This window comes from Streptomyces sp. NPDC048516 (assembly GCF_043199875.1).
Classification (GTDB): domain Bacteria; phylum Actinomycetota; class Actinomycetes; order Streptomycetales; family Streptomycetaceae; genus Streptomyces.
The window spans coordinates 25,977-49,108 of record NZ_JBICWS010000001.1; the positions used below are offsets into that span (position 1 = coordinate 25,977).

The window sequence follows — 23,132 nt, forward strand, 5'->3', positions numbered from 1 at the left end:
TCATCTGAATCGGAGGAGAGCAATGTGGTACGAGTCGTCCGCGCAGCCTGACACGTGCGGTACGCCGTCCCTCGCGAGGCCGACCTCGCGTCGCCGGCTGCTGGGCGTGTCCGGCGCGGCCCTCCTCACGGCGGCGTGCAATCCCACGGGGGGCAAGCCGTCGGGTGGTGAGGGGAGCGTGCAGACGCATGCGAAGAGCGGCGGTGCGCCCACGGGCGAGGCCCTGAATGGCGCGCTCGGCGTGAACTTCAACGAGGACCCCTCCGACATGAACTTCGCCCAGATGAAGGCTCTTTCGGCGAAGTGGGTGCGCGGCTTCGTCCCCATGACGGACTACCTCGACACGCACGCCCCGGGCCGGCAGCGATCCCTCGCCAGGCTGCTCGACGCGAGCGGGGGCGGCTTCAACACGATCCTCTCGCTGAAGTTCCCCTTCCTGACTCTCGGGCAGTCGCTGCCCAAGGTGGGCAGCAAGGAGATGGCAGCGCAGCTGAAGCGCGTGGACCGGGTGCTGGACGCCGTCATGGGGAAGATGGACATCCTCACCATCGGCAACGAGCCCTGGCTCGAGACCAAGAAGGACGAGCGCGACGCGCGGCTCAATGTGTTCTACGAGCACGTCGCCGCACACGTCATCGCCTACCGCAGGAAGAAGTTCCCGCACGGCTGCAGGACCCGCCTGTACATGGGGGCGCTCAACCGCCTCGAGACGAAGGAAGGGCGCACGAAGGCCACCGAGCGGTGGGTCACCTTCGTCAACCGGAAGCCGGAGATCGAAGGCCTCGACATCCATCCGCATGTCGACTCCCTGCAGGCGGCCGAGAGGTACGTCCAGTACGTCGTGTCCCGCCTGGACAAGGGCAAGAAGTTCCTCGCCACGGAATTCTCTCTGGTGCAGCTCTGGGAGAACCACATGGACGACAAGATCCCGGCGGCCTACGCCGAGAAGTACAACGTGCCCCCGGATACCCGCGTATGGCAGGTGATCGGCAACGCGATCGAGAAGCCGTTCCCTCAGAAGAGGTGGGACGACTTCCTCGCGATGAGCCCGTGGTTCGCGTCCCACAAGGACTACCTGACGCAGCAGGTGCGGATGTTCCGGGAAACCGGGAAGCTCGCGGTGGCCACCTATGGGGTGGTGCAGATCGAATCCATGCAGACGGGCTGGGGCGCCGACAAGAAGCCGTGGATCCTCAATCCCCTGTACGCAAACCGCACTGTCAGGGAGGAGAACGGAAAGGTCGGGCGGACCACCGTCTGGTTCGACTCGTTCCGTGCACTGCAGGGTTCCTGACGACGTGACGCCCGGACTCGCCCTGCTCGATGACGAGGAGGGCTGAGCCCCCGCTTCCACCGGCGGCCGCGGGAGCCCGCCCCGTCCCCTCGGTCTCATGCCCTGCCGGCCCTGCCAAGGCACCGCCCTTTCGGCATACCAAGGTGTCGCCCTTTCGGCCCAGGCACCCGGGGCGTGCTTACCGCGCGTGCCCTACGAGTTGTCACCTGAGGCAGTCGAAAGGCCCCCAAGCGCCTGCCGCTGGACGATGTCCCCTTCTTGCTGTGTGCGATATCGGAGCGCTCGGGTCGGCGGACTGCCGCTCCCAGGGAGCGATTTGGCGGCTGTTAGCGGCATCGAGCCATGGATAGCAGGTTATGTCAGTAATTCGTAAAGGCGCCGTGCGAGAGGCAACGGGCGGGGCGGCCGGCTCATCTGGATAGTCGGCGAGGCGCACCGGCGCCTTCGCGAAGGGGCGGTTCTTACCAGGTGGGGGACCCACGGGAGGGAAAGTCCATGACCAGGACGAAGAAGACCGGAGTCAAGGCGCGGGGCGGCAGTGTGGCGGTGATCGGTGCGCTGGGACTGGCCTCGGTGGCTCTGGCCGCCGGGCCGGCGTTCGCCAAGGGCGATGTGGACATCACGGCGCCGCGCACGGCGCAGGTCGGCAAGACCATCACGGTCAAGGCGCAGGGCGGCGATGACAGCGCCGGCTTCCTGCATCAGTTGTGCCTGGAGGAGAAGGGCTTCGGCGAAGGATGGCACCAGGAGAATTGCAGCGCCGCGGTCGAGGGCGACGCGCGGGTCACGGCACACGGCACGTCCGCGCGCCGCGGCGACCTGCAGTTCCGCGCGGTGCTGTACGGCCTGACCAGCCCGCACGACCAGAACCCCGTGCGCTTGCACGCCTCTGACGTGGTGACCGTGCACGTTCGCTGAGCCGGCGGCGCGGCCGTGGACAGTCGGCACGGCCACTGCCCACGGCCACTGCCCACCCCCGCGCACCGAATCGCTTCTCGGGAGAGCGCCCCGGCACCCTGGGTGCCGGGGCGCGGTGCTGAACTGTCCCGCCGCCGTCGCCCTCGTCCAGCTGCACGGTACGGACTGTCCGACTGGTGGTCGCGGATCTCGCTCGTAGAGTGTGCGCTCGTATCAGTCCGAAGGCCGGTGGAGTCTTCGTGCGTCCATCGAGGTCAGTGTGCGCCGCATTTCCCTGGGAGATTTGGTGAGCAGCAGCAAACCGGCGTGGTCCGAGCGTGAGCTGCCGGTGTTCTTCCGGCGGTGGCGGACCGGCTGGAAGGACGAGGAGCTCTCGCCGGAGAACTACCTTGACTTCGAGGGCGGCCTGCGTTTCGTCCTGGCCGCGGCTTGGCTGTTCTGTCCCGAGACGGTCGAGTACCGCGGATGCGTGTTCCTCAAGGTGCGTTTCAGTCAGGGCACTGTCGACGAGTGGTTCACGCGCCTGGGCGACGATCGGAGACGTATCGAACTCGTGTGCAATCACGTGGAGTTGTGGGATGCCTTCGGCAATACGGCTCTGACGGATGACGACCAACTCGGGGAGGAATTGCCCCAACTCGCGCTGGCTTTGGGGGAGTGTTGGCAGGGAGTCCTGTCCGCGCGCCACTCCGACCGGGAGATCACCGTCGAGGTGAGCGACGAGGAGGACGGCTCCTACGGGCCGACCGTGACCTTCTGGACATCCCCGGCCCTCTTGGCCGTCGGTTAGTACGACAAGTTGCTTCCTGCCGGATGCACTGCCCGCGGTCGGCGACAGCACACTCGTGCGCAAGCGGGCCGCACGCGACGGGCCGTCCTGCACCCAGGACCAGCTGGACGCCTGGCTCGGCGAGGGCCCCACCGCCCGGCCACGGTCAGCGGATTCCTGCTCCGGACCGGCAGACATGGACTCGCCCGACGTGTGCTCTCCGACATCACGAGGTGCACGAGGTGCGACAGCAGAGGTATGCCTCGCCGAGCAGCATGTGGACGACGGCCTGTTCGGTGTTCATGAGAAATGAAGCGGCTGTGAGGCGGCCGGCCCTCAACCGCATCCACCGGTCGAGGGCGGCACTCGCTCACAGCCCGGTGGCCGGCCAGATGGTCACGGCCGCAGTGGCGATGAGCCCGACGTTGAGTGTGACCGAGTGGTCTTCGCCGGTCAGGTGGACGGCGACCGCACCGGTCTGCAGGAGCACGAACCCGATGGCCGCGGCCGGCGCCAGCCAGGGAGCGATGCCGGTCAGCGGCGGCAGGATCAGCCCGGACGCACCGAGAATTTCGACCACCCCCAGCGCCCTGACGGCGGCCAGGGGCATGCGGTCGACCCAGGCCATCATCGGTCGGAGTTGGTCACGGTTGCGGATCACCTTCATCGCGCCCGCGTAGAGGTAGAAGAGGGCGAGCAGTCCCGCGACGATCCCATAGGCGATATTCATGATTCCCATTCATGGGCCACCGGTTCTCGGGGCCCCGTTGATTGCGTCGATTGCCGGAAAACGAAGGGCGAAGGCCCGGTCCGTGAGCGAAGGGGCTGTGCCGCCGAGAGACGGGAGCGCCCCGGCCCGCCGGTCGGGAGGAGCGCGGCCGGGCCTTCCCGCCGGCTTCACGTGGAGTCGGCGGCGGGCTTGGTCGCGTAGCGGCTCATCGCGTCGATGCCGGCCTGTGGCGTCAGAGGCCGGCCGGCGATGGTCTCGCCGTCCCCGGGGCCGACCACCGATACGGCGGGGCCGGACCGCGGCTCGCTGGTATCTGCTTCTTCGGTCATGCCACAAGTGCACGGCCAAGGCCCCACGGCCGTCCAAGACCCATTCCGCAACCCCGATATCTGGTGGGTATCGTTGCAGCGTGGAGCTACGGACCTTGCGCTACTTCGTGGCCGTCGCCGAGGAACTCCACTTCGGCCGGGCCGCCACCCGACTGCACATGAGCCAGCCGCCGTTGAGCCGGGCGATCAAGCAGTTGGAGGCCGACGTCGGGGCCCTGCTGTTCTCCCGCTCGGCCGCCGGCGTCACGCTCACCCCGGTCGGTACGATGCTGCTCGACGAGGCGCGGGCACTGCTCGACCATGCCGACCGGGTCCGCCTCCGCGTGAGCGCGGCGGCCGGCGTCGCCACCATCACCGTCGGCATCCTGGGCGACGGCACCGACCCGGCAGCGGCCAGGCTGGCGGCCGCATACCGCCGACGCCACCCCGGCGTCGACATCCGCATCCGCGACACCGACCTGACCGACCCGACCTGCGGGCTGCGCACCGGGCTGGTCGATGTCGCCCTGACCCGGGCGCCGTTCGACGAGACTGCCCTGACAGTGCGTGAGCTGCGGGCAGATCCGGTCGGCGTGGTCCTGCGCGCCGACGATCCGCTGGCCCACCACGACCGACTGCGGCTCGCCGACCTGAACGACCGCCGCTGGTTCCAGTTCCCGCAGGGGACCGACCGCGTCTGGCAGGCGTACTGGAACGGCGGCAGATCGCGCGAGGGCCCAGTGGTACGCGCCGTCCAGGAATGCCTGCAGGCCGTGCTGTGGAACGGCACGGTCGGCCTGGCCCCGCTCGGACACGACCTGCACGCGGAGCTGGCCGTGGTGCCGCTGACCGACATGGCGCCGAGCCGAGTGGTGGCGGTGTGGAACAAGGGTGACACCAACCCGTTGATCCGATCCTTCATCGAGACCGCGACGGCCGCGTACCGAGACTGAGCGCCGGCAGTCAGCGGGTCCGCGGACCGCAGCCCCCGAGCGGATCGGGTGGGCTACCTCGGGCTGATCGTGACCCTGTAGGTGGCTCCGGCCCTGCCGTGGGTGCGCACGGTGACGGTCTGGCCGTGGTCGCCCCAACTGGCCCTGCTGCCTTGGACATCGACGCGGTAGCCGCCTGGGTACGTGTCCCTGGGCACGGTGATCCGAGTGGGTCCCTTCGCGTTGTCGCGGGTGCGGAAGGTGAGTGTGTAGGCGCGTGTAGCCGGGTCGTACGCGAACTTGAGCGGGTCACCCGCGACGGCCCGCGCGTACGGCTGGACGAGCAACTGGGCGTTGGGCTTTGCGGCGCCCGTCTGGTCGAGGAAGCAGTAGCCGCCGCCCCGGCACCACTGCCACCACGTCCAGCCGCTGGAGAAGCGGTCCAGGGAGGCCGTCATATCGGTGACGAACCGGCTTGCGTGCGGAACGTAGGGGTTGCCGCCCCACTCACCCACGATCACCGGCATGCGGTGACGGGTCGGGTAGTCGCTGATCGCGGCCTCGTAGGCGGGGATGAAGGTGCCGTTGGGGTCGTAGTCGGCGCCCGTTTCCATCGCGGTCTCGTAGAAGTGCGGCGCGTAGCCGGCATGCGGGTCGTCGATGTGGCCCATCTGGGTGGGGACGCCGACACCGACGATGACGGTGGGTTCGACGAACACCCACGACCTGTGGTCGACCAGGCGGATCGCCTGGGCAAGGCGGTTCCACAGCTCGGTCAGCTCGGTGGCCTCGAAACGGGCCGCGGCGGCCGGCAGGTCTTCGCCTTCGAGGAACTTCGCGAACGGCTCATTCATCAGGTCGTAGCCGAGCAGCGCCGGGTGCCTGCCCAGGGCCGAGGCGACCGTCATCCACATGCGCGCGTGCGCGGCGCGGAGGTCGGCGTCCTTGTACAGGTGGTCAAAGGCGGTCTGTACGGATGGCTCGAAGTACTCGGAGAACCAGTCGTCGGGGAGGTGCGTGAACGGCAGCCCCTCGTCGCGGGTGGCCCAGTCGGGGACGCCGCGGGAGTCGAAGTGGGGGCCGTATACATCCTGGTGGGCGTCGAGGATGACCTTGATGCGGTAGCGGTCGGCCCAGTCGAGGACGCGGCGCATCTTGGTGAGGTAGCCGCTGTCGTAGTGCCCGAGGGTGGGTTCGAGGTCGTCCCAGAAGAACGCGAGGCGCGCGAGGTTGAAGCCCCGGGCGGCCATGTCTTTGAGGTCGCTCTCGTGGATGCCGGCGAATGCCTTGGCGCCTCGGCTGCTCTTGTCGGCGAGGTTGAAGCCGCGCCACTGGAGCGCGCGGCCTTGGTCGTCGGCGATGAAGGTGCGGTCACCGACCGTGACCCGGTCGGGGGAGCGGTCGAGGTGGGCCTGGGCCTGCGCGGGGAGAACGCCGAGCAGGAGGGCGGCCACGGCGAGGGCGGCGGGGACGACGCGCGAGGTCAAGCGCATGCAGGAGACCCTTTCGAGGATGACTGCTTGGGCGGCGTGCTCCTGGCCGGTCGGATGCTACTGGCGGGTGGGTGAAGTTCACAGAAGTGCGCGGGAGTTGGCGGAGCTTCCTTCTTCAAGGGCTTCCCCGCGTCATCGCCGGGGGGATTCCTCGGGTTCTTCGCGGCGCCCGGCCCGCGCCAACCACCTCAAACCCAGCTACCTGCACGGCTTCCTCACCGGCTCGCCGAACTGGTTGGGCAAACCCGCCTCTCAGTCAAGATCGCTGGATTGTCCTGTGGGCGGCGGCTTTCGGGCAATTGCGGTCGAGCAGGGCTGAAGCCCCGGAGTGAGTTCCGGGGCTTCAGCCTGACGCGGCTGTGCGGTGAGGGTGCCGCGACCATGAGGTGAGGGGCCGCCGATGGAGTCGGGGGCCTGTCGGTCAGGTGGTTGGTTGTGCCGGAGGCTGCGGCGTCGGACGGGCGGTTGCCGGGCCCGGGGTGGCGGCGCAGGCGCCGGTTGCGCAGGCGGTGAGCCAGGAGTCGAAGTCGGCGTCGTAGCGGGTGCCGATGTCGGTGTGGTAGACGGCGTAGCCGCCGGTGTAGTCGCCGGTCCGGAAGTGCTCAAGCATGGTGGCGACGTCCGCGGGGTGCTTCTCGACCATGTAGCGGGCGGCGAGGTAGCCCCAGGCGTAGGTGCGGGTCACGTTGCTGTTGGCGTAGGTGGTCTGGAAGAGCGTGCTCAGCGCGTAGGTGTGCTTGCCGGCTTCGGTGACCGCCTCGTCGTCGGTGATACCGCGGTAGCTGTACGAGACATACTCGGCAAGGCCCTCGATCCACCACACGTCGGGGACCGCGGTCTGCTGGCCGAAGTCGCCCTTCATGTCGTCACGGGCGTCGAGATAGTGCGTGTACTCGTGGTTGAGGTTCCAGATCCGGGCCGGGAAGCCGTCGTCCGAGCTCTTCTGGTACATGAGGGAGGTGGGCTGGTTGTCGGGTCGGGTCGGGTCCCCGACCAGGGTGATGCCGCCGTTGTTGGTGTCGACGCCGAAGAGGGCACCGGCGTAGGTCTGGTAGTCGCCTCGGCTGCCGAACACCACGAGCTGGACGGTTGATTCGTACTGGTCGGGTATCGGGCCGTTGTCCTTCACCAGGCCGTGGAAGTACGGGTCCTGGCCCAGGATGCTGGCGCAGGTGGCCTCAAGCTCTTCGGGCGTGAGCGACTGCGCCTTGATGGTGTGTGTGGTGTCGCAGGTGTGGGTGATCGGCAGCGCGGCCTTGGTCAGCTGGTCGGACAGGTCGCAGACGCCGAAGTACGCGCAGTTCGCTTTGTCGTAGGCGTCGGCCTGGGAAGCGACGGTGACCCACAGGGGCGCGGTCGGACCGTTGATCTTCGAGGCGTCCAGCAGACCCTTCATCAGCGGCCGGACCTTGTCCTGGAGGGCCGGGTGTTCGACGTACCGCGCGACGTTCATCCCGGCGTTGGAGTCCAGGTAGGAATTGTCGGTGCCGAGCAGGTCCAGGTGGTTGAGCGCGAAGGTGTTGAGGGTGTCGATGATGCTCGGATCGGCGGTGACCGCGGTGACGTAGTCGGGGTTCCAGTTTCCGCGCCAGAGCGGGGTGTAGACGTCGTTGACGGCGGCCAGCATGCTGGGGATGGCGTCGTAGGAGCTGTTGTAGCCGCTGAGCACCTGCCGGTAGGTGCTCAGGTAGCGGGCCTGGTCGTCGGCGCTGTCCGTGAGGATGATGACCTCGCCCAGGACATCGCCGTTGTCCGAAGTGACGTCCTTGGAGTGCGAGGTGGCGAGGAAGGCGTCCAGGCCGCCTTCGGTGGCCGCGGCCAGGGTCGGGCCGTAGCTGCCGACATCGTCCGGATGGTTGGACTGCACGTAATAGCCGGCGCGGAGGAACAGCACGAGCTGCCATATGTGGTCCGAGTTGTCACCGGGGTACGTCGCCGCCGAGCCCCGGAAGGCGTCGGCGACGGTGACCATCTGGTCCTCGCGAAAGACGTTGTACGCGTCTTTGCCGGTGACGCTGAACAGGGTGTTGACGCAGTCCGTGGTCGAGGCCTTGACGAACGTGACCAGCTCGGATCCGGTCCGGCTGCCGAAGTCGGACGGGCTGCAGGAGGCCGCCGCACCGTGCTTCGCGCCGTGCTCCGCGCCGTGGTGCCGTCCCGCAGCAGTCGAAGAAATGGGGGGATTCTTCGCGCTGAGCGGGGGGAGCTGGGCGATGTCGAGTGGTCGGCCCTGCAGCGCGGGCCGTTCGTTGGCGCCGACCGCCGAGCCGGTCGGCGGTACGGGGTGGAGGGGGGTCCGGGACGCGGTGACGGCCCGGGCGGTCGCCGGTGAGCGTGGCGCCGCCAGTGCCGGCGCGGAGAGCAGACCGGCCGTGGCAACGCAGGCGGCCAGTCCGCCGACCACATATCTGGGCAGGGGGAAGCGGTAGCGCATCCATGCTCCTTCGTGGACAGATGCGCCTCGGGATCGTGCTGAGGCGTGAGTGGCACCGTCTCAGCGCACACGGACCGCCGACAATAAGGTGTGACATAGCACCTGAAGGGGATGTGGCATAACATCCGGCCCGCGGTGGCGTCGGCGGTCGTGCGGGCGGTGGCGTCGGCCGTGGTGCGGGTGGTGCTGCGGGCGGTGGATCGATGGCGGTTCCGTACGGCCCGGTTGACCGGCGACCAGTTGGCCCCGGGCGGGGGGCGGGCTCCGAGCCGAGCGCTATGGCTTGGCCACGCTCCAGGTCCGGGAGGCCCATGTCCGGAAGTGCGGAGACTGTGCGATGAGGGCCCGGTAGGCCTCGGTGGCGGAGCCGAAGAGGGTGTCCGCCAGCTCGTCGGCCAGACCCTTGCGTCGCCAGGCCAGCACATAGCGGCACCACAGCGGAGCGCCGACCAAGGGTCTGACGAGGACACCGGGGACCGGGCGGAGCGTCGCCTGCACGATGGAGATACCGATGCCTTCGGCGATCATGTTCTGTAACTGCTGCTGGTCGCCCAGGAATTCATGGACCGCCGCCGGGGCGAATCCGGCCGCCCGGCAGGCCGCGTAGAACACTCCCGGCCAGCCGGCCCCGTCGTCCGGAGTCAGAAACCACGCGTCGTCGGCCAGGTCGGCGAGCGCCACCTCCCGGCAGTACCGGAGCCGGTGCCCGGCAGGCAGGGCGACGAAGGACGGCTCGGTAACGATCCCGCGGTGCGCCACGGCTGCCGAGTGCCGCAGTTCCCGTCCGGGGTAGTCCGCGGCGATCGCGGCGTCCACCGCACCGTGCTCCAGGAGTTCGACGATCTCCGAGGACGGATACACGCTGCTCAACGTGAGCGCGACATCGGGGAGCCGGCTCCGGAGCCGGCTGAGCATGCCGGCCAGGACCGGTGAGTTGGTCGCGGCCAGGCGGAGGCGCCGGCGCGTTCCCGTACCGCCTGTGGCCGGCCGGCGCCCTATCGCGGCCGCGCGGGCGAGCACGTCGCGGGCCTGGGCCAGAACCTCCGTGCCGTAGCGCGTCAGCTCCACGCCCGAGGTGTTCCGCTCGAACAGCGGATGGCCGAAGTACTGCTCAATCCGGTGCAGTTGGGTGCTCATGGCCGGCTGCGAGTACCCCAGGTCCGAGGCGGCCCGGCCCACGCTCCCGGCATCGGCGATCGCGCACAGCACTCTGAGGTGCCGAAGCTCCAGGTCCATGCCCGCATTCCTCCCGTCCGCTGCTCCTGCCCGAACCGTCCGGGGCCACCGCGGGCGGCCGCCGGGCACGCGGCCCTCGTCCGGCAGTCCGGTGCGGTTCGGTGCAGTCCGGTGGCAGTCTGCTGCAGTCCGGCGTGGAAGCCCACCTCATCGGGCTCGGCCCGCTCGCGCGAGGGTGTGGGGTGGGGGACGGCCGGAAGGCGTCGGGGATCTCGGAGTGGTCGGGAAGCGACGAGTGTGCCGGGGCTCCCACCGTGGCGCGGCTGTGCCCGGGGGCGGCCAGTGCGGCCCGGGCCTGTGGCCGCCCCCTGCACCGACCCTTCAGTCCGCGGTGAGGGTCCCGCTGGCTTCGACCAGGACCTTTCTGCCGTCCTGACCGGTCATCACGAGCCGCGGCAGCCAAGGCCCCTTACGGTCGTAGGCATGGGTGACGGCCGCTTCGCTCGTCTCCCGCTGTGTACCGTCGCCGAAGTACCAGTGGTAGCGGTACCCGGCGGAGGGCGGCTTTCCGTTCACCGTCACCGACATGCGCACCGCACCGCCGGCGGGCGCGTTCTCCGGGACGTTCAGCTGCGCCCTGGGGCCCTGCCGGGGGAGGTGGAACCACTCGCGGACCCACGGGTTGAGGAGAAAGGCGTCGGCGTACTGCCGGGCGCCCTCGATGTCGGGGTGGGCGACGGCCGCGGTCAGACACTGCGCCGGAGTCGCGCTGAGCTCGGGGCAGGCCCGGGTGCGCAGCGGGAACGCCGGGTCGCTCACCGGAGTGCCCCAGACCTTGGAGTCCCGGGCGAGAACGGCGTTGTCCACCGTGAACAGTCCGTCGGCCGCGACCGCGTACGGACCGTCCGTGGACGTCTTGTTGGCCGCGGCCGCCGCTTGGTGGTAGGCGGCGTTGGCCAGTTGTGTGTACTGCTCGTAGCGTTCGGCCACTCTGCCGAGGGCTCCCCTGCAGGAAAGCAGCCGCGTCCCGGCGACTCCCGGGGTCGAACAGGTCCGCACCGGGATCGGAGAGCTGCTGCGGCTCAGCGCGTAGTAGAAATCGGCCACGATCACCTTCGGCCGCCCCGGCAGGGAGTGGGCCTTCTCGATCGCCGCCTGCATCCCGCGTCCGCCGTATCCGACCTTCGCGCCGCTGAAGTAGGGGACGTCCTTGGCCGGGTTCTCCGGTGCCGCGCCGATGCCGGAGCACTCGCGCTGCACTGCTTCGGGCAGGTTCTGCGAGCCGGGGGTGATGCCGACGCCTATGCCGAAGAAGGGATCGAGGTCGTTGATGCACCCGTTGATCACGACCAGATCGAGACCGTAGCCGCCCGCCCGTGCCTGCGCGCCCGCCTTTTCCAGTTGGCAGAACACATCCGGCGTTTGCTGGGTGACCTCACCGAACTCCATCTCCCCGTCGCCGTCCGGGTCCTGCTTCTCCGTCGTGCGCAGACAGGCCGCGTCGTCGTTGCCTGCGGGCAGCTCGGGCGCGTCGAGCACCGCGCCGGAGATCGAGTAGTCCATGTTCTGGTGGCCCCGTCCGGTCTCCCGGCCGAGCAACTGGCCCGTCAGATAAGGAAACTTCTGGTCGTGGTCCAGGCCCTGGCCCCAGACCACGGAGTCACCGACGGACGCCACCCGCACCGGATCGCACCCCTGGCGCACCGTGTCCCGCCAGACCTTGCCGTAGTGGCCGGAGGCATGACCCCCGGACGAGGCGGTGAGGCGGGCGTCGACCTGTAAAGCGGTCTCGGCTGCGGGCACCCGGTCGGAGGGGATGCTGAACTCGGCCGTGCCGACAGGGGCAGTCATGGCGAGGCGCCCGCCGGCCAGCTGCTTCTCACCGGCGCGGACGCGCCACTCCACGGTGGCTCCGGCCTTCGCCGCGGCGGGGTCGTAGACCTCCACCCGGCCGTGCACGGCTCCGCTGCACACCGGATTCGGCGTCAGGTCCACGTCGAGGACGAGAGGGAACGCCGATCCCGGCAAGGCGCTGGTCTGTGCCGCGGCGGGCAGCCCGCCGAGGAGCTGGCCGAGGAGTACGGCGGCCGCAGCGGCCGCAGCGGCCGCCGCGAAACGCCTTGCCGCGGATCGCTTCGCCGCGGATCGCCTCGCCGCGAAACGCCTCACCGGGAGCGGGCGACGGAACGCCTCCGGCCCGCCGGGAACGGAATCCGTGCCGGTGCCCGCCCGTCTGGGCACCACCCATCGTGACCATGCTGATGCCACGCCAACTCCCCTGATATCGCTGCCATTTCGGTCCGTGCGGAATCCACAGTGCCCCGCACCGGTAGGGATGATGGCAGCCGGGAGAGCGATATGGACCGCGGACGGGGCCCCTGCTGAGTGAAAGTGATCACTTACCTGCAGTTACGGCCGGGGCGTGCGCGGTGGCGCCGGCGGCATGGTCCTTCCCGGGGGCGGGCACTCCGGGCGGCAGTCGTGCCGTGTTGTGTCGTGTCGGGTGGCCCGGGCCGGAGGTGCGGCTCGCGGCGGGTGGGTGCGTGTGGGTCACGCGCCGGGAGCGCCGGCTCGCAGTCCGTCCATGACCAGGTCCAGGAGCCGTCCGGCGCGCGACTGCCAGTCGCCGTGGGGGTCGATCTGCCAGAGGCCGGCGATGGCGAGCACGAAGTCGTCGGGGGTCACTCCCGGGCGGATGGTTCCGGCTTCCTCGTTCGCCTGCAGCAGGAGGGCGACGGCTGAGGTGACGGGGCCGTGCCCCAGACCGGCCAGGGCATTCTGCCGGCTGGTGGCCCTGCGCATCGCGTCGGCCAGGCCGGCTTTGGCCATGGCGTACTGGGCGAGGCGGTCCATCCACTCCCGCAGGGCCTGGTCGGGTGTGCGGGTCTCCAGCAACTGGGCCGCGGTGTCGGCGACCTGCTGGACCTCGTAGCGGTAGACCTCCAGGACCAGTGACTCGCGGTTGGGGAAGTGGCGGTAGAAGGTCCCCTGCCCGACGCATGCTTTCTTCGCGATGGAGCTCAGCGGGGCATCGGCCGAGTGCGTCAGCTCCTCCAGCGCCACTTCGAGGATGCGGTCGCGATTCCGTTGCGCGTCCGAGCGCAGGGGCGCGTCCTTCTTCTGCTGCACTCGTCCTCCTTCCGGAAAACAGCGAGGGCCGCTCTTGCTAACCGGACAGTTGTCCGGTACGTTACGAGGGTAATGGACAGTTGTCCGCTTAGGTCCACCATAGCGGCAGATGCGGCCGGTGTGGGCGACCGGTGACAGCTGTGACCTGCCTACCGTCCAGCGCCTTCGCCGTCGGTGCTCCGAGCCGGCGTCGCTACGCGCCCCGCCGTCTCTTCCTCCACCGTCTTCCGAACTGTCCCCGGGATCCTCGGTCGTCCGGCACTCCCGCTCCCGGGGGCGGGGAACGCTCGGCCTCCGGGCCGGGCCACGTCGGCATCAGGGCCCCGCGCCCCGACGCCCACCGCGCCTCCCAAACGCGAAAGAAGGCTGACCATGGCCCTATCGACGTCCAGCGCCATCACCCTCAACATCAACGGCGAGAAACACACGCTGCCCGTCGACCACCGCACCACGCTGCTCGACGCACTGCGCGAGCACCTGGACCTGACAGGTACCAAGAAGGGCTGTGACCACGGCCAGTGCGGGGCCTGTACGGTGCTGCTCGGCGGGCGCCGGGCCGTCGCGTGCCTGCAGCTCGCGGTGGCCGCCGAGGGGCGCGTGATCACCACCATCGAGGGCGTGGCGGAGGGCGAGCGGCTGCATCCGGTGCAGCAGGCGTTCCTCGACCTGGACGGCTACCAATGCGGCTACTGCACACCGGGCCAGATCTGCTCGGCGATCGCGGTGATCGAGGAGCATGCGGCGGGCTGGCCGAGTGCCGTGAGCGCGGACGTACGGCCCGAGGCGGGAGTGCCGCCGCTCACCGCTGATGAGATCCGGGAGCGGATGAGCGGCAACCTGTGCCGCTGTGGCGCCTATGTGTCGATCGTGCAGGCGGTCGCGCAGGCGGCACAGGCCGGCGCGACGCCGTCCCCTCCCGGACCGCGGCAGGAAAGCGGCCCCTCCACGGCTGCCGGCACGGACGGCGCGGAGGTGACGGCATGAGGGAGTTCGGCTATCAGCGCGTGTTCGACGTCCCCGGTGCGGTCGCCCTGCTCGGCACCGATCCCGAGGCACGTGCGCTCGGCGGCGGCACCAATCTCGTCGACCTGATGAAGGCCGGGGTGGAACGCCCCGCGCTGCTCGTCGATGTACGGGAACTCCCCCTCGACCGGATCGAGGCCGGGGACGGCGGCGGTCTGCGCATCGGCGCGACCGTCACCAACAGCGAGCTCGCCGCCCATCCCGAAGTGCGGCGCCACTACCCGGCGTTGGCGCAGGCCGTCCTGTCCGGTGCCTCGGGGCAGTTGCGCAATATGGCCACGGTCGGCGGGAATCTGCTCCAGCGCACCCGCTGTGGCTACTTCACCGACGCGTCCAAGCCGTGCAACAAGCGGGACCCCGGCAGCGGCTGTCCCGCCATCGAGGGCGAACACCACAACCACGCGATCCTGGGCGCCTCCGCGCACTGTGTGGCCATCCACCCGTCGGACATGGGGGTGGCCCTCGCCGCCTTCGATGCCGTCGTCCGGTACGAAACGGTGGACGGGCCGGCGGAGCTGCCGCTGACGGAGTTCTATCGTCCCGTTGGCGCGACCCCGCACCTGGAGACGGCGCTGCCGCCCGGCGCGCTGATCACCGGGATCACCCTGCCGCCGGCCCCCGTTGCCGCCGTCTCCCGTTACCGGAAGGTGCGCGAGCGTGCGTCGTACGCGTTTGCGATCGGCTCGATCGCCGCCGCCCTCGACGTCCGGGACGGAGCCGTCCGCGAGGTCCGCCTCGCCTTCGGGGCGGTGGCGTCCCGGCCGTGGCGGGCCAGGGAAGCCGAGCGGGTGCTGACCGGGGGACAGGCGAGCGCCGACGCCTTCGCCGCCGCCGCGGATGCCGAACTGTCGGCCGCCCGGACGCTGCCCCACAACGGATACAAGGTGAACCTGATGCGCAACCTCGTCGTGGCCGTGCTGACCGAACTCGCCGAGGAGGCCGCCCGATGACCACGACGACGGAAAGCCTCGCGGTGACGCGGGCCTCGGGCACCGCCCACACCCGGCTGGAGGGCCGGGACAAGGTCACCGGGGCGGCACGCTACGCGGGTGAGGTCCCCTTCGACGAACTCGCCCACGGCTGGCTGGTGTTGTCCACCATTGCCCGTGGCCGCATCCGCTCCGTGGAGTCCGGCCCCGTACTTGCCATGCCCGGTGTCCTCACCGTGCTGCACCACGGCAACGCCCCGCGGGTCAACGGGGACTACGCCAATGCCTTCGGGACGGCCGAGCCGATCCTTCAGGTCTTCCAGCACGACCGTGTGCCGCACGCCGGCTGGCCGGTCGCGCTGGTCGTCGCCGAAACCTCCGAGCAGGCCAGGGAAGCCGCCGAAACGCTGGTGGTCCACTACGACGAGGAGCCGCACGACATCGGCTTCTTCCCCGGACGCCCGGGCGTGCGCACGCCGGATGGTTCCCCCGGGACGCCGACGGAGACGCAGAAGGGGGACCTGGCAGCCGAACTCGCCGCGTCCTCCGTGGTCGTGGATGCGGAATACACCACACCGGAAGAACACCACAGCCCGTTGGAGCCGCATGCCGCGATGGCGCGCTGGGACAGCGGCCGGCTCGAAGTCATCGACTCCAACCAGGGCAGCAGGTTCGTGTCGGAGGAGCTTGCGAAGCTGTTCTCGCTCGACCCCGCCTCGGTACGGGTGCGGTCCGAGCACGTCGGCGGCGCCTTCGGAGCCAAGGCGACCCGTCCGCATGTGGTGCTCGCCGCCATGGCGGCAACCGTTCTCCACCGCCCGGTCCGGGTCGTACTGACCCGACGGCAGATGTTCTCCGTCACCGGCTACCGAAGCCCCACGGTGCAGCGGGTCAGACTCGGCGCCGACGCCGACGGACGGCTGCGCGCCTTCGACCACCAGGCGCAGTGCCTCACCTCGACCGTGCACGAATTCGTCGAACGGAGCGCGCAGTTCGGCCGGGTGATGTACGACGCGGACGCGCACCACACCGTCGACCGTGTCGTCCCGCTCGATGTGCCGACACCGAGCTGGATGCGTGCCCCGGGCAAGGCCCCGGGCTCCTTCGCCCTGGAGTCCGCGCTCGACGAGCTCGCCGAGAAGTGCGGTATGGACCCGATCGCGCTGCGGGCACGCAATGAACCGGAGGCGGGACCGCTCTCCGGTCTGCCGTTCAGCAGCCGCAATCTGCTCGCCTGCTTCCAGGAGGGCGCCGCACGCTTCGGCTGGGCGGACCGGGACCCGCGTCCCGGCACCCGCCGCGAAGGACGCTGGCTGCTGGGCACCGGCACGGCTGCGGCCACCTTCCCCGCGGGGGCCGCCCCGTCCACGGCTGCGGTGACGGCCGAGGCGGACGGCACGTTCACCGTACGGATCACCGCGGCGGATGTCGGGACCGGCGCACGGACCGCGCTGGCTCTGATCGCCGCGGACGCACTGGGGGTGGAACCGGCGCGCATACGTATGAAGATCGCGGACAGCGACTTCGGCCCCGCGATGGTCGCCGGCGGTTCGATGGGCACCCGCTCCTGGGGCTGGGCGATCACGGTCGCGGTGCGCGAGCTGAAGGAACAGCTGGCGCCGGGCGGGGTCATCCCGCCGCAAGGGATCACGGCACGGGCGGACACCGGCGAGGCCATCGGCGCGCTGGCGAAGAAGGAACGGCACTCCTACGGGGCGCAGTTCGCCGAAGTCGCGGTGGATGTCACCAGCGGCGAGGTACGCGTGCGACGGATGCTCGGCATCTTCGCCGCGGGCCGGATCATCAACCCGCTGACCGCGCGCAGCCAATTCATCGGCGGTATGACCTGGGGCCTTTCCATGGCGCTGCACGAGGAGGCGGTCAGGGATCCGGCGTCCGGCGGCCATGTCGGCGCCGACCTCGCGGGCTATCACTTCGCCGCGCACGCCGACGTACCGCCCATCGAAGCGGACTGGGTGGACGACCCGGACGAAGACGACCCGGTCGGAATCAAGGGCATCGGCGAGATCGGGATCGTGGGAGCCGCGGCGGCCATCGCCAACGCGGTCTGGCACGCGACCGGTGTACGTCACCGGAACCTGCCGATCCGTCCGGACCGTGTCCTGCTGGCGGGAGTCGGGACCGGGAACAGCGGGACCGGGAACAGCGGGACCGGGAACAGCGGAACCGGGAACAGCGGGACCGGCTGAGCCCCCAGGGACGTCCGGGTCCAGCTCCTGTCCTGTACGGGCGTCCGGGTCCGGCTTGTGTCCTGTACGGGCGCCCGGGTTCGGTCCCGTCACCTACGGACGTCCGGGCTCGATGACATCCGCCGGCTCCGTAACGGGCCTTCGTACAGTGCCTGCACACCAGGAGGAGAACCGAGATGCTGGACCTCGCCGACGAGTTGAACCGATGGATGACGGAGGGGCGGGACTTCGCCGTCGCCACCGTCGTGGCCGTCGCCGGCAGCGCGCCGCGCAGCCCGGGCGCTGCCCTCGCCGTCGACAGCCGGGGTGTGGCCCTCGGATCCGTCTCCGGCGGGTGTGTGGAAGCAGCGGTGTACGACCTGTGCACCCGGGCACTCCGGGACGGCGGGACGGTCGTGGAGCAGTTCGGCCACAGCGCCGAGGACGCCTTCGCGGTGGGACTGACCTGCGGCGGGGCGATCGAGGTCCTGGTCACCCCGGTGCGGGCGGACACACCGGGCAGGAAGGTGTTCGCCGCGGCGCTGGCGGCCGCCGCCCGGGAGGAGCCGGCGGCAGTAGCCCGTGTGGCCCGGGGACCGGCCGAACTGCTCGGCAGAGCACTGCTCATACGCTCCGACGGCTCGTACGAAGGGGGACTCGACGGACATCCGGAGCTGGAGCGTGCGGCGGTGGCGGAGAGCCGCGCCATGCTGGACGCGGGGCGCACCGGTACGTTCGCGGTCCCGGAGTGCGGATCGCGCCGCGCGGCCGAGGTGACCCTGTTCGTCGAATCGAGCGTGCCGCCGCCCCGCATGATCGTCTTCGGCGCCATCGACTTCGCCGCGGCGCTGGTCCGTACGGGCAAGTTCCTCGGCTACCACGTGACCGTGTGCGACGCCCGCCCCGTCTTCGCCACCCGGGCCCGCTTCCCGGAGGCCGACGACATCGTGGTCGACTGGCCGCACCGCTACCTCCAGCGCACCGGGACCGACGGCCGTACGGTCCTGTGTGTGCTCACCCACGACGCCAAATTCGACATCCCCCTGCTGCAGGAGGCCCTGCGGCTGCCGGTTGCCTTCGTCGGCGCAATGGGCTCACGCCGTACTCACGAGGATCGCAACCGCAGACTCCGCGAAGTCGGCGTCACCGCCCCCGAACTGGCCCGCCTCCGCTCTCCGATCGGCCTCGACCTCGGCGCCCGCACCCCCGAGGAGACCGCACTCTCCATCGCCGCCGAGATCGTCGCGGCACGCCATGGCGGCACGGGCGCCCCGCTGACCGGCACCCGGACGCCGATTCACCAGGAGGAGAGGGAGAGGGGAGGTGGGTTGGCCGGAACACGGGTGGTGGCGTGACTCCGCGGGCACGGGCACGGGCACGGGACGGGCGCGGGGCGGGTGCGCGGGCTGGGTGCGGTGCCCCGCGTGCTGCCGATGGCCGTCGTAGGCGCCGAGTGGGCCCGGGGCCGGTGGCTTGAGGGGAGCTGTCCTCGACGAGGATGGTCTGTCCGCACGGGGAGGGAGAGTCGGAGTGACGATGGCGGAACAGGCGCGTGCATACGGGGAGGGCGAGGTTGCGGGTGAGGTAGTGGGCGAGGGCGTGACGGGGGAGGGCGTGACAGGCGGGGGCGTGACGGGTGAGACCGAGGGCGGGGGTGTCGGCGACTACGTGGCCGTTTGTCCTTTCACGCCGGAGCTGGTTGCGCAGATCGTGGGTCTTGCGGATGTCCGGTGGGAGGCGGAGGACTGGTGGGAGGCCTCCGAAGGGGCGATGCGGGAGCTGGGATGGCCGGACGACGCCGAGACCGAGCTGTCGTTCATGGCCCGGTGCGTCACGGGCTCCGGTCACCACATCTACGAGGGTGACCACGGTTTCGTGATGCCCTTCTGCATCAAGTACGACGTGGGCGCCGACCTTGCGTTCACGGACGACGAGTGGGGCGAACTGCCGGGCTGGACCAGCCGGCCGGGCGCAGGCCGTGCGGAGTTCCGTGCCCATTTCTCCGCCGCCGTCGACCAGTTCACCCGGCTGCTCGGACCGCCCGCGCTGGATGTGACCGTGGAGTCCCCGGAGCAGCCGGGTGGGTGGCGGTATGCGGGATGGCGCCGTGGCGGCAATGCCCTCCTTCTCGGTCAGGGGCCGGAACCCATCTCCTTTTACGGGGCCGAGGAAGCCCGGGTCTTCATCGGCCCGCTCCCCGCGGAGGGACGGTTTCCGCCGGCCGAGGGGCTGTGCGGGTTCGCTCAGTTCTGAGCCGACGGTGCCGGGTGCCGGAGCGCCGCGGTTCTGAGCCGACGGTGCCGGGTGCCGGTGCCCCACGGTCTGTGATGACCGTCACCCCGGAACTTCGTGCTGCGTGTCGACCGGATGCCGTGCGCCAGGCGTATGCGGGGGGAGACCGAAAAGAACCGGGGAGTGGCTGTTGACCGTCGAGGAGTTCGAAGAGTTTTACGCGCAGACGGTCGCCCGGCTGACCGGGCAGCTGTACGTGATGCTCGGCGATCAGCACGAGGCGCAGGACGTGGTGCAGGAGGCCTTCGCCAGGGGCTGGAGCCGGCGCCGTCAGCTCGACCGGAAAGGTCAGCCCGAGGCCTGGATCCGTACGGTCGCGTGGCGCCTGGCGGTGAGCCGTTGGCGCGTAAGGCGCCGTGCCGCGGATGCCTGGCAGCGAAGCGGCGCCCCGCCGCATGTCGAGGGCCCCGGGCCCGAATCGGTGGCCTTGGTGGAGGCGCTGCGGCAGCTGCCCGCCAATCAGCGGCGGACCATGACGCTGTACTACGTGTGTGACCTGACGGTGGAGCAGATCGCCGTCGAGACCGGGCTGTCCGCCAGCACCGTCAAGACTCACCTGGTCAGGGGCCGGACGGCACTCTCCCTTCGTCTGCAGGACCCGCGTATTGAGGAGGCACCCGGTGCCTGAACCCCATGACCTGCTGCGGTCGTTGTTCCAGGAAGCGGCCTCCGCCGGGCAGTCCCGGGCGCGTTGTGCACCGGTCGCGCTCGTCGCCCGGCGCGGGGAGCGGCTGCGCCGTCGTCGGATCGCCACGCTCGCCGCCGGCGCCTGCCTGGTCTTCGCCGGTACCGGTGCGGCCGCGGCCGCACTGCTGCCCGGCGGCCCTGGTTCCGCTGTCCCGGCCGTCACCCCGTCTCCCTCCCGGCCGAGCCCCCTCCCGAAACCGGTACCGACGTCGCCCCGCAGCACGTCGTCGGCGACCGGTGCGCCCGTTCCCGGCCGGACCGCACCGGGCACACAGCCCGCCACCGCGCCGCCCCGGACCGGCCAAGGAGCCCCGGGGCCGTCCGCCACCGCCACGCACGGCACGTCCCCTCCGTCCACCGCGCCACCGCGCTGACTTCGCACCCTGACCCGGCGGTCCGGCCGCCGGGCGGTCCCGCACGCCCGAAACCACCGCAGGAGCTCCCGTTATGCCCGCCTTGTCGCCCCGCCTGCGCCGGACGCGTCCGCCGCTCGCCACCAGCCCCGTTGCCGGACCACGGGCCCCCTCGGCGTCGGCGCGCACCGCCGGCACGACGATCCCGGGCAACACCGCGCCCCGGGGCGGTACGACGATCCCGGGCAACACCGCGCCCCCGGTCGGTACGACGACCCCGGGCGGCACGGCGGCCCCGGGCGGTGGCACAGCAGGCGACGTCGGCCCGGCAGGCGACGCCGACGCGGCAGGCCGCTCTCGTCCGGTCCGCCCGCGGGCGCCGGTATCCCGCCGACGACGCTATGTCCCCGGGCCTGCTGACCGCGAGGTGCTGTGGCTGTATCTGCTGACCCGGGCCGGGATCTGGACCACCGCCTACTGCACCCGGTGGCTGTTTCCCGACGACCGTGCGACCCATCACGCCGCCGCCTTCCTCAAGCCGTGGCAGCGCTGGGACTGGGGGCACTTCCTGCACATCGCCCGCGAGGGCTACTTCCCCGGTCAGGCCGGGCCGTGGACGAACGGCTGGGACAACAGAGAAGCCTTCTTCCCCGGCTTCCCCCTCCTCCTGCGGGCCGTCCACACCGTCGTCCCGCACTGGGCCACCGCAGGCCTGCTGATCTCCTTCGTCTCCGGCGCCGTTGCCGTCCTGGCACTCGCCCGGATCGCCCGGCTGCACCTGCCCGACGAGCGCGCCGGGTGGCGCGCCGTCCTCTTCCTGCTGCTCTCACCGTGCGCGATATTCCTGGCGGCGGGGTACACCGAAGCGCTCTTCCTCGCGCTCGCCCTGCCGGCCTGGCTCGCCGCCCAGCGGCAGAACTGGCCCGCCGCGGCCGCCATGGCCGCGCTGGCCGGCGCCGTCCGGGTCAGCGGCCTCTTCCTCGCCGCCGCCCTCGCCGTCCACTTCGCCGTCACCGTCCGCACCCGCCGGCAGTGGCGATCACTGCCGTGGCTGGCGCTTCCCGCACTGCCGCCCGTCGTCTACAGCGCGTATCTCCGGATGCACACCGGTGACTGGATGGCCTGGAAGCACGCCGAAGAACGCGGCTGGTACCGCGACTTCCACGCCCCCTGGGAAGCCTGGCGGAACACCTGGCATGCCGCCTTCGCCGAGTCACTGCCCACCGGGTACGCCCTGATGTCCCAGGCCGAACTCCTCGCCATGGTCGTCGGCCTGCTGCTCTTCGGGTTGCTGGTCCGGCGGCGCCGCTGGCCGGAGGCCGTCTACGTCGGCTTCAGCCTGTGGGCCCTGGGCACCTCGTACTGGTACACCTCCATCCCCCGCGCCACCCTCCTGTGGTGGCCCCTGTGGGTACTCCTGGCCGGATGGAGCCTGCGCACTCCGCGCGTGACAACCGTGTACGTCTGCCTCGCGGCGCCGCTGATGACGGTCTTCGCCCTCACCTTCCTGTCCGGGCGGTGGGCCGGGTGACACCCCCGCCGGACGAACCCCGCCAGATGCCCCCGGGCGAACCCCGCCGGATGCCCCCGGGGGAGCCCCGCCGGATGCCCTCGGGCGAACCCGGCTGATAGCCGCCGCCCCGGACCGGGCAGGGATCCGGTCATGACCGTCCTCGTCGGAACGTCCGGCTGGCAGTACAAGGACTGGCGCGGCGTCCTCTACCCGCACGACCAGCCGCAGCGGCTGTGGCTAGAGGAGTACGCGCGGCAGTTCGCCACCGTCGAAAGCAATGCCGCCTTCTACCGGCTGCCCGAGGAGAAGACCTTCGCCTCCTGGCGGGAACGCACCCCCGAAGGGTTCGTGATGTCCGTCAAGGCGAGCCGCTATCTGACGCACATCAAGCGGCTGCGGGATCCGCAGGAGCCGGTCGGGCGGCTGATGTCGCGCGCCGCCGCCCTGGGCCCCCGGCTCGGGCCCGTCCTGCTCCAACTGCCGCCCACGCTGGCCGCGGACGCCGGGCTGCTCGATGCCTGCCTCGGCTGCTTCCCGGCCGGTACCCGAGTGGCGGTCGAGCCCCGCCACACCTCGTGGTGGACCCCGCAGATCCGCACCGTGCTGGAGCACCGGGGTGCCGCACTGTGCTGGGCGGACCGTGGCTCGCGGCCCGTGACGCCCCTCTGGCGTACGGCCGACTGGGGGTATCTGCGCTTCCACGGGGGCCGTGCGGAACCCGGGCCCCGCTACGGCAGGCAGGCGCTCACCACCTGGGCACGACGGATCGCCGACACCTGGGCGGAACGGGCCGACGTCTACGCCTACTTCAACAACGACACGGGCGGGGCCGCCGTCCTCGACGCCGCCCACTTCGCCCGCGCCGTGTCGGCCACCGGACGCTCCGTGAGCCGTACGCCGTCCGGGCGTGGCTCCGCCCGCTGACCGCGGGGGCGGGATATATCTGCGCTCGTACCGCCGGGC

At 70.7% G+C, this 23,132-nt stretch carries 19 protein-coding genes and 1 pseudogene; 13 read left to right on the forward strand and 7 right to left on the reverse strand.

What is annotated here, in order from left to right:
* The first annotated feature begins 178 nt into the window (after positions 1–178).
* From ACGFR7_RS00145 to ACGFR7_RS00155, 3 genes are all read left to right on the forward strand, one after another.
* Positions 179–1,294, forward strand: coding sequence for a hypothetical protein (locus ACGFR7_RS00145; protein ID WP_393311277.1), 1,116 nt, complete (start codon positions 179–181; stop codon positions 1,292–1,294).
* Positions 1,295–1,789: 495 nt separating this feature from the next.
* The gene (locus tag ACGFR7_RS00150) at positions 1,790–2,212 is read left to right on the forward strand and encodes a hypothetical protein (protein ID WP_393311279.1); all 423 of its coding nucleotides are present in this window, start codon (positions 1,790–1,792) and stop codon (positions 2,210–2,212) included.
* A gap of 286 nt (positions 2,213–2,498) precedes the next feature.
* Positions 2,499–3,002 (forward strand): hypothetical protein, encoded by a 504-nt coding sequence (locus ACGFR7_RS00155; RefSeq protein ID WP_393311281.1) that lies wholly within the window; start codon positions 2,499–2,501, stop codon positions 3,000–3,002.
* A gap of 349 nt (positions 3,003–3,351) precedes the next feature.
* On the opposite strand, the gene ACGFR7_RS00160 is transcribed toward ACGFR7_RS00155, so the two are convergent.
* Together ACGFR7_RS00160 and ACGFR7_RS00165 are read right to left on the reverse strand one after the other, a co-directional pair.
* On the reverse strand, positions 3,352–3,711 hold the full coding sequence (locus ACGFR7_RS00160; RefSeq protein WP_393311283.1) for a DoxX family protein: 360 nt from the start codon (positions 3,709–3,711) through the stop codon (positions 3,352–3,354).
* Positions 3,712–3,959: 248 nt separating this feature from the next.
* Positions 3,960–4,091 (reverse strand): annotated as a pseudogene (locus ACGFR7_RS00165) (cupin domain-containing protein); the annotation flags it as partial.
* A 29-nt stretch (positions 4,092–4,120) separates the two neighbouring features.
* On the opposite strand from ACGFR7_RS00165, the gene ACGFR7_RS00170 reads away from it, so the two are divergent.
* Positions 4,121–4,972 (forward strand): LysR family transcriptional regulator, encoded by an 852-nt coding sequence (locus ACGFR7_RS00170; RefSeq protein ID WP_393311285.1) that lies wholly within the window; start codon positions 4,121–4,123, stop codon positions 4,970–4,972.
* A 53-nt stretch (positions 4,973–5,025) separates the two neighbouring features.
* On the opposite strand, the gene ACGFR7_RS00175 is transcribed toward ACGFR7_RS00170, so the two are convergent.
* The 5 genes from ACGFR7_RS00175 to ACGFR7_RS00195 all read right to left on the reverse strand — a co-directional run bounded on the left by ACGFR7_RS00175 (position 5,026) and on the right by ACGFR7_RS00195 (position 13,183).
* Positions 5,026–6,444 carry a cellulase family glycosylhydrolase gene (locus ACGFR7_RS00175; protein ID WP_393311287.1) on the reverse strand — a complete coding sequence of 473 codons (1,419 nt, stop codon included), beginning with the start codon at positions 6,442–6,444 and terminating at the stop codon, positions 5,026–5,028.
* Between the two features lie 421 nt (positions 6,445–6,865).
* Positions 6,866–8,878: a collagenase gene (locus tag ACGFR7_RS00180; protein WP_393311289.1), complete on the reverse strand. Its 2,013-nt coding sequence runs from the start codon at positions 8,876–8,878 to the stop codon at positions 6,866–6,868.
* A gap of 276 nt (positions 8,879–9,154) precedes the next feature.
* Positions 9,155–10,114 (reverse strand): LysR family transcriptional regulator, encoded by a 960-nt coding sequence (locus tag ACGFR7_RS00185; RefSeq protein WP_393311291.1) that lies wholly within the window; start codon positions 10,112–10,114, stop codon positions 9,155–9,157.
* A gap of 321 nt (positions 10,115–10,435) precedes the next feature.
* The gene (locus ACGFR7_RS00190) at positions 10,436–12,223 is read right to left on the reverse strand and encodes a PKD domain-containing protein (RefSeq protein ID WP_393311292.1); all 1,788 of its coding nucleotides are present in this window, start codon (positions 12,221–12,223) and stop codon (positions 10,436–10,438) included.
* Positions 12,224–12,604: 381 nt separating this feature from the next.
* The gene (locus ACGFR7_RS00195; protein WP_393311293.1) at positions 12,605–13,183 is read right to left on the reverse strand and encodes a TetR/AcrR family transcriptional regulator; all 579 of its coding nucleotides are present in this window, start codon (positions 13,181–13,183) and stop codon (positions 12,605–12,607) included.
* A 372-nt stretch (positions 13,184–13,555) separates the two neighbouring features.
* Between ACGFR7_RS00195 and ACGFR7_RS00200 the strand changes: the two genes are divergently transcribed.
* From ACGFR7_RS00200 to ACGFR7_RS00240, 9 genes are all read left to right on the forward strand, one after another.
* A complete protein-coding gene (locus tag ACGFR7_RS00200) occupies positions 13,556–14,167 on the forward strand; it encodes a 2Fe-2S iron-sulfur cluster-binding protein (protein ID WP_393311294.1) in 612 nt (203 codons plus the stop codon).
* Entirely contained in the window at positions 14,164–15,156 is a 993-nt protein-coding gene (locus ACGFR7_RS00205) for an FAD binding domain-containing protein (RefSeq protein WP_393311295.1), read from the forward strand. Before ACGFR7_RS00200 ends, ACGFR7_RS00205 begins: the two co-directional genes overlap by 4 nt.
* Positions 15,153–17,345: a molybdopterin cofactor-binding domain-containing protein gene (locus ACGFR7_RS00210; RefSeq protein WP_393311296.1), complete on the forward strand. Its 2,193-nt coding sequence runs from the start codon at positions 15,153–15,155 to the stop codon at positions 17,343–17,345. Before ACGFR7_RS00205 ends, ACGFR7_RS00210 begins: the two co-directional genes overlap by 4 nt.
* A gap of 176 nt (positions 17,346–17,521) precedes the next feature.
* Positions 17,522–18,679 (forward strand): XdhC family protein, encoded by a 1,158-nt coding sequence (locus tag ACGFR7_RS00215; RefSeq protein WP_393311297.1) that lies wholly within the window; start codon positions 17,522–17,524, stop codon positions 18,677–18,679.
* A gap of 175 nt (positions 18,680–18,854) precedes the next feature.
* Entirely contained in the window at positions 18,855–19,577 is a 723-nt protein-coding gene (locus ACGFR7_RS00220) for a hypothetical protein (protein ID WP_393311299.1), read from the forward strand.
* 169 nt (positions 19,578–19,746) lie between these two features.
* Positions 19,747–20,244 carry a SigE family RNA polymerase sigma factor gene (locus tag ACGFR7_RS00225; protein WP_393311301.1) on the forward strand — a complete coding sequence of 166 codons (498 nt, stop codon included), beginning with the start codon at positions 19,747–19,749 and terminating at the stop codon, positions 20,242–20,244.
* The gene (locus tag ACGFR7_RS00230) at positions 20,237–20,677 is read left to right on the forward strand and encodes a hypothetical protein (protein ID WP_393311303.1); all 441 of its coding nucleotides are present in this window, start codon (positions 20,237–20,239) and stop codon (positions 20,675–20,677) included. The genes ACGFR7_RS00225 and ACGFR7_RS00230 overlap by 8 nt, the downstream gene beginning before the upstream one ends.
* Before the next feature lie 73 nt (positions 20,678–20,750).
* Positions 20,751–22,187, forward strand: coding sequence for a mannosyltransferase family protein (locus tag ACGFR7_RS00235; protein ID WP_393311305.1), 1,437 nt, complete (start codon positions 20,751–20,753; stop codon positions 22,185–22,187).
* Between the two features lie 132 nt (positions 22,188–22,319).
* Entirely contained in the window at positions 22,320–23,093 is a 774-nt protein-coding gene (locus ACGFR7_RS00240) for a DUF72 domain-containing protein (RefSeq protein ID WP_393311307.1), read from the forward strand.
* Positions 23,094–23,132 lie beyond the last annotated feature (39 nt).

Coding starts and splice junctions, on each gene's coding strand:
- ACGFR7_RS00150 (WP_393311279.1), top strand. CDS start 1,790: ATGACCAGGACGAAGAAGACCGGAGTCAAGGCGCGGGGCGGCAGTGTG.
- ACGFR7_RS00160 (WP_393311283.1), bottom strand. CDS start 3,711: ATGAATATCGCCTATGGGATCGTCGCGGGACTGCTCGCCCTCTTCTAC.
- ACGFR7_RS00175 (WP_393311287.1), bottom strand. CDS start 6,444: ATGCGCTTGACCTCGCGCGTCGTCCCCGCCGCCCTCGCCGTGGCCGCC.
- ACGFR7_RS00180 (WP_393311289.1), bottom strand. CDS start 8,878: ATGCGCTACCGCTTCCCCCTGCCCAGATATGTGGTCGGCGGACTGGCC.
- ACGFR7_RS00185 (WP_393311291.1), bottom strand. CDS start 10,114: ATGGACCTGGAGCTTCGGCACCTCAGAGTGCTGTGCGCGATCGCCGAT.
- ACGFR7_RS00200 (WP_393311294.1), top strand. CDS start 13,556: ATGGCCCTATCGACGTCCAGCGCCATCACCCTCAACATCAACGGCGAG.
- ACGFR7_RS00205 (WP_393311295.1), top strand. CDS start 14,164: ATGAGGGAGTTCGGCTATCAGCGCGTGTTCGACGTCCCCGGTGCGGTC.
- ACGFR7_RS00210 (WP_393311296.1), top strand. CDS start 15,153: ATGACCACGACGACGGAAAGCCTCGCGGTGACGCGGGCCTCGGGCACC.
- ACGFR7_RS00215 (WP_393311297.1), top strand. CDS start 17,522: ATGCTGGACCTCGCCGACGAGTTGAACCGATGGATGACGGAGGGGCGG.
- ACGFR7_RS00235 (WP_393311305.1), top strand. CDS start 20,751: ATGCCCGCCTTGTCGCCCCGCCTGCGCCGGACGCGTCCGCCGCTCGCC.
- ACGFR7_RS00240 (WP_393311307.1), top strand. CDS start 22,320: ATGACCGTCCTCGTCGGAACGTCCGGCTGGCAGTACAAGGACTGGCGC.